Raw genomic sequence first — 11,106 nt, forward strand, 5'->3', positions numbered from 1 at the left:
CACAGACCGCGGCGCCCGGAGACCCCACGACCCCCACCGACAACGACCTCGAAACCACCGGCCTCTACGCAACCCCCAACCGCACTCCCACCACCAACCCCCACGGCGGCACGTCCGCCGCTCCGGCTGCGGCCAACCACGGCGGCACGTCCGCCGCTCCGGCTGCGGCCAACCACGGCGGCACGTCCGCCGCTCCGGCTGCGGCCAACCACGGCGGTACGACCGCAGCTCCGAACGGCGGCATGCGGAGTGGCTGGGGTGGGGGCGGGTTGGGGGATGGTGTGAATCCGACTGAGGTCAGGGTGCGGTATCCGGAGCGGATTGCTGAGGGGTGGCAGCAGCGGCGGCGGCGGGAACTGGTGGGGGAGGATGGGCGGCTGCTGATTGTGGCGGCTGATCATCCGGCTCGGGGTGCGCTCGGGGTGCGGGACGATCGGATGGCGATGGCCAGTCGGCCGGCGTTGATCGATCGGCTGTGTACTGCGCTGCGTCGGCCCGGCGTCGACGGTGTGCTGGCGACGCCGGACATCCTCGAGGACCTGCTGTTGCTCGGCGCGCTCGAGGGCAAGGTCGTGATCGGGTCGATGAACCGTGGCGGGCTGCAAGGCGCGTCGTTCGAGCTGGACGACCGGTTCACGGCTTACGGTACGGCCGATGACATCGCCGGGCGCAGGCTGGACGGCGGCAAGATGCTGACCAGGATCTGCCTCGACGACCCCGGTACGGTCGCGACGCTGGAGAGCAGCGCGCAGGCGGTGACCGAGCTCGCCGAACGCAAACTGATGGCGATGGTCGAACCGTTCTGGTCGGTACGCCGCGACGGCCGCGTCACCAACCTTCTCGACCCGGACTCGGTCATCAGGTCGATCCACATCGCCTCCGGCCTCGGCGCCACCAGCGCCTACACCTGGCTCAAACTCCCCGTGGTCGACGACCTGGCCCGCGTGATGGAAGCCACCACGCTCCCCACCCTCCTACTGGGCGGCGACCCGACCGTCGCCCCCGAAGAGACCTACGCCTCCTGGGGCAAAGCCTTGAGCCTCCCCTCGGTCCGAGGTCTAGTAGTAGGCCGAGCCCTCCTCTTCCCACCCGACGGCGACGTAGCCGCCGCCGTAGACCAAGCCTCATCCCTAGTCCACGGAGGCGCCGCATGACTGAGTGGTTTCGGCCGGCTGGATCTACCGCGCGGGATGGCTTCGATGTGGTCGTCAGCCCCGGCGAGAAGGACTGGGAACACACCGGCCTGTACGTCGGTACGCTGCGGCCGGGGCAATCCGTCGAGATCGAGACCGGGGACTCCGAATGGCTTGTGCTGCCGTTGTCGGGGTCGGCCGAGGTGATCGTTGACGGCGAGACCGTCGCGCTCGGTGGACGGGCTGATGTGTTCGCGGGGGCGACCGATCTGGCCTACGTGCCGCGCGGTACGACGATGGCCGTCGTCAGCGCCGGAGGTGCCCGGATTGCGTTTCCGCATGCGCGGGCGGCGTCGGACTATCCGTTCCGGCGGATCGGGGTCGAGCAGGTTGAGACCGAACTGCGGGGCGCGGGTGTCGCCTCCCGGCAAGTGCGGAACTTCGGCACGCCAGCGGTGCTCGAGGCCGACTCGATCATCGCGTGCGAGGTGCTCACCCCGGCCGGGAACTGGTCGTCTTACCCGCCGCACAAGCACGACGAGCACAAGCCTGGCAAGGAGAGTGTGCTCGAGGAGATCTACTACTTCGAGCTGCAGCTCTCCGACGCCGCCCCTGAGGTTGTCAAGGGCAACGACCCGATCGGTTACCAGCGGGTCTACGGCACCGATGACCGCCCCATCGACGTACTTGCTGAAGTACGCGGCGGAGATGTGGTGCTGGTGCCACACGGTTGGCATGGTCCTGCGATGGCGCCTCCTGGTTATGACATGTACTACCTGAACGTGATGGCCGGCCCCGGCACCGAACGCGAGTGGCTGATCAGCGACGACCCCCACCACGGCTGGGTCCGCGAACTCTGGAAGACGGAGAAGGTCGACCCGAGACTGCCCTTCGGGAGCAACGAGTGATCGCGCCGGTCAAGCTGCCGCGGGTTGCGGCGGTGGCGTGCGGGTTCGGTGGTGGGTTGACGGGTGGAGTGGCGTTGACGGGTCTTGGAGGAGTGGAATGACGGTGCGTCTTACGGTCGCGCAGGCGCTGGTGCGGTTCCTGAGCGTTCAGTACTCGGAGCGCGACGGCGAGCGGCAGAAGTTGTTCGCCGGGTGCTTCGGGATCTTCGGGCACGGGAACGTGGCGGGTCTCGGACAGGCGTTGCTGCAGTCCGAACTCGAGGACCCCGCGGCCTTGCCGTACATCCTCGCCCGCAACGAGCAGGCGATGGTGCACAGCGCATCGGCGTTTGCCCGGACCCGCGACCGCCTGCAGACCTACGCCTGCACGGCGAGCGTCGGTCCCGGCTCGACCAACATGATCACCGGGGCGGCCCTGGCGACCGTCAATCGGTTGCCTGTGTTGCTCCTTCCGTCGGATGTGTTCAGCACCCGGGTGGCCACGCCGGTGCTGCAGGAACTGGAGAGCACGACCGCCGGCGACGTCTCCGTCAACGATGCGTTCCGGCCCGTCTCGAAGTACTTCGACCGGATCTGGCGCCCTGAGCAACTACCTTCGGCGCTGCTCAACGCGATGCGGGTGCTGACCGACCCGGTGGAGACCGGCGCGGTCACGATCGCCCTGCCGCAGGACGTGCAGGCAGAAGCGTTCGACTGGCCCGAGGAACTGTTCGCCGAGCGCACCTGGTACGTCGTCCGCCCGTTGCCTGAGGCATCTATTGTCGACAAAGCGGCAGAACTCATCCGGTCTTCGAAGAAACCCCTGATCGTGGCCGGTGGCGGCGTCGCCTACTCCCGCGCCCAGGACGCCCTGCGTGAGTTCGCCGAGCAGACCGGCATCCCGGTCGCGGAAAGCCAAGCAGGCAAGGGATCTCTGCGCTACGACCACCGGCAGTCGGTCGGTGCGGTCGGGTCCACGGGCACGACGGCCGCGAACACGCTGGCCCGCGAGGCCGATCTGGTGATCGGCGTCGGCACCCGCTTCGCGGACTTCACGACGGCGTCGCGGACCGCCTTCCAGAACCCGGACGTCCGGTTCGTCAACATCAACGTGGCGCGTTTCGACGGTGGTAAGCATGCTGGTCTCCCTGTCGTCGCCGATGCCCGGGAAGCCCTTGTTTCATTGGCTTCCCAGCTCGTCGGTTGGTCGGTGGAGGACCAGTACAGAACATTGACCGCCGAGCTCGCAACCCGGTGGGACGCGATTGTGGACAACACCTACAACCCGCCCGCGGAGGTGACGAGCAAACTGGCCGAAGGTCTGCTCACCCAGGGCGAGGTCCTCGGTGCCGTCAACGAATTGTCGGCGGCGTCTGATGTGGTGGTGTGCGCAGCCGGTTCGATGCCGGGTGACCTGCACAAACTCTGGCGGACTCGCGACCCGAAGGGATACCACGTCGAATATGGCTACTCCTGCATGGGCTACGAGATCGCCGGCGGACTGGGCGTCCGGCTCGGCGCACCGGAGCGCGATGTCTTCGTCCTGGTCGGCGACGGGTCGTACCTGATGATGTCCAGCGAACTCGTCACCGCGGTCCAGGAGAACATCAAGATCGTCGTCGTCCTGGTCCAGAACCACGGCTTCGCGTCGATCGGCGCGCTGTCGGAGTCCCTCGGCTCACAAAGGTTCGGTACTGCGTATCGCCGCCGCTCCGGCGACGGCCGGCTGGACGGGGACTACCTGCCGGTCGACCTGGCCGCCAACGTGCGCAGCCTCGGCGTCGAGGTGCTGGACGTCAACAGTCGCGCCGAGCTGGAGACGGCGATCGGTACTGCGAAAGCTGCCGACGGCCCGATCGCGATCCATGTGAAGACCGACCCGCTGATCGGCGCCCCCGACAGCGAGTCCTGGTGGGACGTACCGGTCAGCCAGGTCTCCGACCTCGACTCGACCCGCGCGGCCTCCGTGAAGTACGAGGAGTCCAAGAAGGCACAGAAGCCGTACCTCGCACCCGTCGAAGCGCCCGTCGAGGGAGGCGGCAATGGGTAGCGTCAAGATCGGCAGCGCGCCCGACTCCTGGGGTGTCTGGTTCGCGAACGACGAGAAGCAGGTCCCTTGGCAGCGATTCCTCGACGAGGTCGCCGAGGCCGGCTACACGCGGATCGAGCTCGGCCCGTCCGGCTACCTCCCGACCGATCCCGTCCAGCTGAAGGAGGAGCTGGACAAGCGCGGCCTGGAGGTGACCGCCGGGACGATCTTCGAGCACCTGCATCGGCCGGACTCGTGGGACTCGACCTGGCGTGACGTCTCGGCCGCGGCCGAGCTGGCCGCGGCGATGGGCGCCAAGCACCTCGTGGTCATCCCGTCGATGTGGCGTGGTGACGACGGTCAGGTGATCGAGCCGCGGCTGGATCGCGACGGGCAGGCCCGGCACGGCAAGCAGGTGACCGAGCTCGGCCGGCGGGTCGCCGCGGAGTACGGGCTGAAGACGCAGTTCCATCCGCATGCGGACGGGCACGTGGACAGCCAGGAGACGGTGGAGCGCTTCCTCGAGGAGACCGATGGGGAGCACGTCAACCTGTGCCTCGACACCGGCCACATCAGTTATTGCGGCGGCGACAACCTCGAGCTGATCCGGAAGTACCCGGAGCGGATCGGCTATGTGCACCTGAAGCAGGTCGATCCGGTGGTGCTCGCGCAGGCGGAGGCCGATGGGATCGGGTTCGACGAGGCGGTCCGGCGGGGCGTGATGTGCGAGCCGCCGCTGGGCGTGCCCGAGCTGCCGCCGGTGCTGGCGGCGCTGGCGGGGCTGGACGCGGATCTGTTCGCGATCGTCGAGCAGGACATGTACCCGTGCCCGCCCGACGTACCGCTGCCGATCGCGACACGGACCCTCGAATATCTCAAGACCCACGGGGGTGGTGGTGTATCCGTATGACGACCAGCAGAGTATTGCTCTCTGGTCACACCCGTACGCCGCGGCGTTACCGCGGAACGTCTGAAAGGCTGGTTGGTAGTCATGGTTCGGTGGCAGAAGAAGGCGGTGGCCACGGGGGCGGCGCTCGTGCTCGTCGCGGCGCTCGGCGCCTGTAGTTCCTCCGGCGGCAAGAAGGAGGAGGAGAAGGCGAGCGGTTCGTCCGGCAACGTGGCGACCACGCCACGGATGAAGGTTGCCCTGATCACCCATTCCAAGCAGGGTGACACCTTCTGGGACATCGTCCGCCGCGGCGCCGAGGCGGCCGCGCAGAAGGACAACATCGAGCTGCAGTACTCCTCCGACCCCGACGGCGCCGGCCAGGCCAACCTGGTCCAGACGGCGATCGACTCCAAGGTCGACGGCATCGCGGTCACCCTGAACAAGCCTGACGCGGTTATCCCGAACGTGAAGAAGGCAGTGGCGGCGGGTATCCCGGTGACCGTCCTCAACGGCGGCCTGGACACCTGGAAGACCTCCGGCGCGATCGGGTACTTCGGTCAGGACGAGCGGATCGCGGGTCAGGCGACCGGTGAGAAGCTGAAGACGCTCGGCGCCAAGAAGGTCATCTGCGTCATCCACGAGCAGGGCAACGTCAGCCTCGAGGCACGCTGCCAGGGCATCAAGGACAAGTTCGGCGCGGTCGAGAACCTCAACGTCGACGGCGCCGACCAGCCCGGGACGCAGGCGACGATCACCTCGAAGCTGCAACAGGACAAGGGCGCCGACTACGTCGTGGCGCTGAACGCGGGCGTCGCGCTGACCGCCGTCCAGGCGGCCAAGGACGCCGGCTCGTCGGCCAAGATCGGCAGCTTCGACATGAGCAAGGAGATGGCCAAGGCCGTTCAGGACGGCACCGTCGACTTCGCCGTCGACCAGCAGCCGTACCTGCAGGGCTACCTGGCCGTCGACGCGATCTGGCTGAACAAGACCAACGGCGACACGATCGGCGGTGGCGAGGCCACGCTCACCGGCCCGGCGTTCATCGACAAGTCGAACATCGAGGCCGTCGCGAAGTACGCCACGGCCGGGACGCGCTGAGGCCCGGCCATGGCATCGACGATCACGACGCCGGCGGCGGCCGACGACCGGGTCTCCACCCGGTCGGTGGGCGCCCGCCTGCTGAGCCGCCCGGAGATCGGCTCCCTGGTCGGCGCGGTGGCGATCCTGCTCTTCTTCGCGATCGCCGCGGCTCCCTTCCGGGACATCAACAACGTGGGGACGATCCTGTACGGGGCCGCCCTGATCGGTGTCATGGCCGTCCCGGTCTCGCTGCTGATGGTCGGCGGCGAGTTCGACCTGTCGGCCGGCGTCGCGGTGACCACCGCCGGCCTGACCGCGGGCATCTTCGCGTACCAGTTCAGCGTCAACGTCTGGCTCGCCATGTTCGTGTCGCTGGCGTTGGCCTTGCTGATCGGCGCCTTCAACGGCTGGCTGCTGATGAAGACCGGGCTGCCGAGCTTCCTGGTGACGCTCGGCACCTTCTTCATCCTGCAAGGCCTGAACATCGCGGTGACCCGGCTGACGTCGGGCGCCGTGGCGTCGAACTCGATCAGCGACATGGACGGGTTCTCCTCGGCCCACGCCGTATTCGCGTCGCAGTTCAAGCTGGGCGGGATCACGGTGAAGATCATCATCGTCTGGTGGATCGTCTTCGTCGCGATCGCCGCCTGGTTCCTGCTGAAGACCAGGATCGGCAACTGGATCTTCGCGGTCGGTGGCGACGCCGCCGCGGCCCGGGCGGTCGGCGTACCGGTGAAGCGGGTCAAGATCGGCCTGTTCATGGCCGTCGGCTTCTTCGCCTGGTTCACCGGTATGCACCTGCTGTTCGCGCAGAACGGCGTCGTGCAGTCCGGTGAGGGCGTCGGCAAGGAGTTCCTCTACATCATCGCCGCGGTGGTCGGCGGCTGCCTGCTGACCGGCGGCTACGGCTCCGTGGTCGGCGGTGCGGTCGGGGCGCTCATCTTCGGCATGGTGCAGCTGGGCGTCGTGTACGCCGGCTGGAACCCGGACTGGTTCAAGGCGTTCCTGGGCGTGATGTTGCTGCTGGCCACGATCGTGAACCTCGTCGTCAAGAAGAAGGCGGAAGCGCGATGACCACCACGAGCAGTTTCGACGCCGAGGCGGCCGCCGGGCCGACCACCCCGGTGGTCCACCTGGACGAGGTCGGCAAGAGCTACGGCAACGTGAACGCGTTGCGCGGGGTCTCGCTGGCGGTCCGGCAGGGCGAGATCACCTGTGTGCTCGGTGACAACGGCGCGGGCAAGTCGACGTTGATCAAGATCATCGCCGGCCTGCACGAGCACACCGACGGCACGCTCTCGGTGAACGGCGAGGAGCGCCGGTTCAAGTCGCCGCGGGAGTCGCTGGACAGCGGGATCGCCACCGTCTACCAGGACCTGGCGCTGGCGCCGCTGATGTCGGTCTGGCGGAACTTCTTCCTCGGCAACGAGATCACCAAGGGGTTCGGCCGGCTCGACATCCGCCAGATGATGCGGATCGCGAGTGAGGAGCTGACCAAGATGGGGATCTCGATCCCCAACCTGGACCAGCCGGTCGGGATGCTGTCCGGCGGTCAGCGCCAGTGCATCGCGATCGCCCGGGCGATCTACTTCGGCGCCAAGGTGCTGATCCTGGACGAGCCGACGGCGGCGCTCGGCGTCAAGCAGTCGGGGGTCGTGCTCAAGTACATCGTGAAGGCGCGCGACGCCGGGCTCGGCGTCGTCTTCATCACCCACAACCCGCACCACGCGTACCTGGTCGGGAACCACTTCGTCGTGCTCAAGCTGGGCCGGGTCGCGCTCGACACGCATCGCGCCGACATCACGCTGGAGCAGCTGACCAACGAGATGGCCGGTGGTTCCGAGCTGGAGGCGCTCAGCCACGAGCTGCGCGACATCGACGCGGGTGCGGTGGCACGGCCGGCCGACGGGCCGGCCAGGATCCAATCCCCTCTGGAGAGCACATGACCCAAGACCTCAGGATCGGCATCATCGGCGTCGGAGCAATGGGCGCCGACCACGCCGAACGGGTCGCCCACCGAACCTCCGGCGCCCGCCTCGTCGCGGTCTCCGACCCCGACACCGCCCGAGCCGAGTCACTCGCCGCAGCCCTAAGCGGTACTCCGGTCAGCGCCGGCCCCGGTACGCCGGGCAGCGCCGGCTCCGCCCACGCAGGCGGGTCGCCAGCCGGCACCTCCGGTACTCCCGGTGCCGCCGGCACCTCCGCCGCCCCCGGAACTCGCGGTGGTGAGGTGCGGGTGATTGGGGATCCGTTGGCGTTGGTTGGGGATGCTGAGGTGGATGCGGTGATCATCGCGTCGCCTGGGTTTGCTCATGGGGAGCAGTTGATGGCTTGTCTGGAGTATGGGAAGCCGGTGTTGTGCGAGAAGCCGTTGACGATGGATGCGGAGTCGTCGTTGCGGGTGGTCGAGGCGGAGCACAAGCTTGGCCGGGCGCTGATCCAGGTCGGGTTCATGCGCCGCTTCGATCCGGAGTACGCGCGGTTGAAGCAGTTGCTGGATTCGGGTGAGCTGGGCCGGACGCTGCTGCTGCACAACGTGCACCGGAACAAGACGGTCCCGGAGACGTTCCGCAGCGAGATGATCGTGCGCGATTCCCTGGTGCACGAGGTCGACGTGGCGCGCTGGCTGTTCGACGACGAGATCACCCGGATCACCGTGCACGCGCCCAAGCCGACCAGCCTGGTCGCCGAGGGGGTGCTCGATCCGCAACTGGCCGTGTTCGAGATGGCCGGCGGTGCGATGGCCGATGTGGAGGTCTTCGTGAACTTCCAGGTCGGTTACGAGGTGCGCTGCGAGGCCGTGGCGGAGAAGGGCAGCGCGACGATCGGTCTCGGGGTCGACGTACTGACCAAGCAGGCCGGACACTGGGGTGGCGCGGTGCCGGACGATTTCCGGGTCCGCTTCGGGCTCGCGTACGACATCGAGGTCCAGCGCTGGGTGGATGCCGCAGCGAAGGGCGAGATCGACGGCCCGAGCGCCTGGGACGGGTACGCGGCCGCGGCGGTCTGCACGGCCGGGGTCCGGTCCCTGCAGGAGGGCCGCCCGGTCGAGGTCGAGATGGTCGCCCGCAACGAGGTGCTCGGATGACGACCGCCGAGGTGCTCGGATGAGGACCGGCGAGGTGCTCGGATGAGGACCGGCGAGGTCGGCAGATGAAGAACGCAGACTTACCGAACGAGCGAGGGATGCAGCTGTGAGCATTGAGCGAATCACCCATCTGGTCGGCGGAACCCCGTGGACGGGAGTCTCCGAGCGGACCAGCAAGGTCTACAACCCGGCCACCGGTGAGGCGACCGGTGAGCTCGACCTGGCCTCGGCGGCCACCGTCGACGAGGTGGTGAAGGTCGCCCACGACGCGTCGAAGGCGTGGGGCACGATCTCGCTCACCAAGCGCGCCCAGGTGCTGTTCGCCTTCCGCGAGCTGCTGAACGCGCGCAAGGAGGAGATCGCCGCGCTGATCACCGCCGAGCACGGCAAGGTGCTCTCGGACGCGCTCGGCGAGGTCACCCGCGGGCTGGAGGTGGTCGAGTTCGCGTGTGGCATCCCGCACCTGCTCAAGGGCGGTTTCAGCGAGAACGTCTCCACCAACGTCGACGTCTACTCGATCCGCCAGTCGCTCGGCGTGGTCGCGGTCATCTCGCCGTTCAACTTCCCGGCGATGGTGCCGCTGTGGTTCGTCCCGATCGCGATCGCCTGCGGCAACAGCGTGGTGATCAAACCGTCGGAGAAGGACCCGTCCGCGGTCAACGCGGTCGCCGCGCTCTGGAAGGAGGCGGGCCTGCCCGGCGGCGTGATGAACGTCGTGCACGGTGACAAGGAGGCCGTCGACCGGCTGCTCGAGCACCCGGACGTCAAGGCCGTCTCGTTCGTCGGCTCGACGCCGATCGCGCGCTACGTCTACGAGACCGGCACCAGGAACGGCAAGCGGGTCCAGGCGCTCGGCGGCGCCAAGAACCACATGGTCGTACTGCCCGACGCCGATCTCGACCTCGCCGCCGACGCCGCGGTCAACGCCGGCTTCGGCTCGGCGGGTGAGCGCTGCATGGCGATCTCCGCGCTGGTCGCGGTCGAGCCCGTCGCGGACGACCTGATCGCCAAGATCCGCGAGCGGATGGGGACGCTGAAGACCGGCGACGGCACCCGCGGCAGCGACATGGGCCCGCTCGTCACCGGACCGCACCGCGACAAGGTCGTCGGGTACGTCGAAGCCGGGGTCGAGGCCGGCGCGGAGCTGGCCGTCGACGGTCGCGAAGGTCCGTTCGACGGCGGTGACGACGGCTTCTGGCTCGGCCCGACGCTGTTCGACAAGGTCACTCCGGACATGTCGATCTACACCGACGAGATCTTCGGCCCGGTGCTGTCGGTGCTGCGCGTCCCGTCGTACGACGCGGCGCTGGCGCTGGTGAACTCGAACCCGTACGGCAACGGCACCGCGATCTTCACCAACGACGGCGGCGCCGCCCGGCGGTACCAGACCGAGGTCGAGGTCGGCATGGTCGGCGTCAACGTGCCGATCCCGGTACCGATGGCGTACTACTCGTTCGGCGGCTGGAAGAACTCACTCTTCGGCGACACCCACGCCCACGGCACCGAAGGCGTCCACTTCTTCACCCGCGGCAAGGTCATCACCTCCCGCTGGCTGGACCCCTCCCACGGCGGCCTCAACCTGGGCTTCCCGACGCACGAGTAGCAGAACACCCCTGAGTGGTGACTACCCCAGTTCGAGTCACCACTCAGGGGTCGGGCAGATCGCGAGCTGACCGGTGTCCTTCGTATCGTCGATCCCACGCATGTACAGGTGGTACCGGACCATCACGCCGTAGCAACTCGGCTTCGGCTTCGGACTGCTCTGCGGCAGATACCAGCTCTGTCCTGCGAACCTCACCCGGGCCGACGAGTTGTACTGCTTCCAGCTCTTAGCCTGCCCATAGCTGGAATTCCAGAAGCCGACGCCAACCGAGGTCAGTAGTTCAGGCACAGGAACAGCTCCGGGAACACGAGCCATTTGCTGATGCTGAATAGGTCCGTGTTCGGCTTCTGATCGTCTGCCGCATGGGGTGAATGTAGTGGGTGGGTGACTACTCAGA

The 11,106-nt window shown here is 67.8% G+C and carries 10 protein-coding genes; 9 read left to right on the forward strand and 1 reads right to left on the reverse strand.

Translation table 11 applies throughout. The annotated features are described in order from the left end of the window. Nucleotides 1-242 precede the first annotated feature (242 nt). The 9 genes from AB0M15_RS38735 (at nt 243) to AB0M15_RS38775 (ending at nt 10,709) form a co-directional block, all read left to right on the forward strand. On the forward strand, nt 243-1,154 hold the full coding sequence (locus AB0M15_RS38735; RefSeq protein WP_363831488.1) for a deoxyribose-phosphate aldolase: 912 nt from the start codon (nt 243-245) through the stop codon (nt 1,152-1,154). Continuing rightward, complete coding sequence (gene iolB / locus AB0M15_RS38740) at nt 1,151-2,041, forward strand: 5-deoxy-glucuronate isomerase (RefSeq protein WP_363831063.1); 891 nt, start codon at nt 1,151-1,153, stop codon at nt 2,039-2,041. Before AB0M15_RS38735 ends, iolB begins: the two co-directional genes overlap by 4 nt. 97 nt (nt 2,042-2,138) lie before the next feature. After that, entirely contained in the window at nt 2,139-4,070 is a 1,932-nt protein-coding gene (gene iolD / locus AB0M15_RS38745) for a 3D-(3,5/4)-trihydroxycyclohexane-1,2-dione acylhydrolase (decyclizing) (RefSeq protein ID WP_363831067.1), read from the forward strand. Continuing rightward, entirely contained in the window at nt 4,063-4,959 is an 897-nt protein-coding gene (locus AB0M15_RS38750) for a TIM barrel protein (protein ID WP_363831070.1), read from the forward strand. Before iolD ends, AB0M15_RS38750 begins: the two co-directional genes overlap by 8 nt. Nucleotides 4,960-5,040: 81 nt before the next feature. Beyond that, complete coding sequence (locus AB0M15_RS38755; RefSeq protein ID WP_363831074.1) at nt 5,041-6,036, forward strand: substrate-binding domain-containing protein; 996 nt, start codon at nt 5,041-5,043, stop codon at nt 6,034-6,036. Nucleotides 6,037-6,045: 9 nt separating this feature from the next. Beyond that, the gene (locus tag AB0M15_RS38760) at nt 6,046-7,092 is read left to right on the forward strand and encodes an ABC transporter permease (protein ID WP_363831077.1); all 1,047 of its coding nucleotides are present in this window, start codon (nt 6,046-6,048) and stop codon (nt 7,090-7,092) included. Then, complete coding sequence (locus tag AB0M15_RS38765; protein WP_363831080.1) at nt 7,089-7,964, forward strand: ATP-binding cassette domain-containing protein; 876 nt, start codon at nt 7,089-7,091, stop codon at nt 7,962-7,964. The genes AB0M15_RS38760 and AB0M15_RS38765 overlap by 4 nt, the downstream gene beginning before the upstream one ends. Further along, nucleotides 7,961-9,106, forward strand: a complete 1,146-nt coding sequence (locus tag AB0M15_RS38770; protein ID WP_363831084.1) for a Gfo/Idh/MocA family oxidoreductase — start codon at nt 7,961-7,963, stop codon at nt 9,104-9,106. The genes AB0M15_RS38765 and AB0M15_RS38770 overlap by 4 nt, the downstream gene beginning before the upstream one ends. 106 nt (nt 9,107-9,212) lie before the next feature. Beyond that, complete coding sequence (locus AB0M15_RS38775) at nt 9,213-10,709, forward strand: CoA-acylating methylmalonate-semialdehyde dehydrogenase (protein WP_363831088.1); 1,497 nt, start codon at nt 9,213-9,215, stop codon at nt 10,707-10,709. Nucleotides 10,710-10,745: 36 nt separating this feature from the next. Here the strand turns inward: AB0M15_RS38775 and AB0M15_RS38780 are convergent, their stop codons facing one another. After that, the gene (locus AB0M15_RS38780) at nt 10,746-10,997 is read right to left on the reverse strand and encodes a hypothetical protein (RefSeq protein ID WP_363831091.1); all 252 of its coding nucleotides are present in this window, start codon (nt 10,995-10,997) and stop codon (nt 10,746-10,748) included. Nucleotides 10,998-11,106 lie beyond the last annotated feature (109 nt).

The organism is Kribbella sp. NPDC051718 (assembly GCF_040681515.1).
Classification (GTDB): Bacteria; Actinomycetota; Actinomycetes; order Propionibacteriales; family Kribbellaceae; genus Kribbella.

Excerpts from the sequence above, each read along its gene's own strand:
- AB0M15_RS38760 (WP_363831077.1), top strand. The coding sequence starts at position 6,046 with ATGGCATCGACGATCACGACGCCGGCGGCGGCCGACGACCGGGTCTCC.
- AB0M15_RS38765 (WP_363831080.1), top strand. The coding sequence starts at position 7,089 with ATGACCACCACGAGCAGTTTCGACGCCGAGGCGGCCGCCGGGCCGACC.
- iolB (WP_363831063.1), top strand. The coding sequence starts at position 1,151 with ATGACTGAGTGGTTTCGGCCGGCTGGATCTACCGCGCGGGATGGCTTC.
- iolD (WP_363831067.1), top strand. The coding sequence starts at position 2,139 with ATGACGGTGCGTCTTACGGTCGCGCAGGCGCTGGTGCGGTTCCTGAGC.
- AB0M15_RS38750 (WP_363831070.1), top strand. The coding sequence starts at position 4,063 with ATGGGTAGCGTCAAGATCGGCAGCGCGCCCGACTCCTGGGGTGTCTGG.
- AB0M15_RS38755 (WP_363831074.1), top strand. The coding sequence starts at position 5,041 with ATGGTTCGGTGGCAGAAGAAGGCGGTGGCCACGGGGGCGGCGCTCGTG.
- AB0M15_RS38735 (WP_363831488.1), top strand. The coding sequence starts at position 243 with ATGCGGAGTGGCTGGGGTGGGGGCGGGTTGGGGGATGGTGTGAATCCG.
- AB0M15_RS38770 (WP_363831084.1), top strand. The coding sequence starts at position 7,961 with ATGACCCAAGACCTCAGGATCGGCATCATCGGCGTCGGAGCAATGGGC.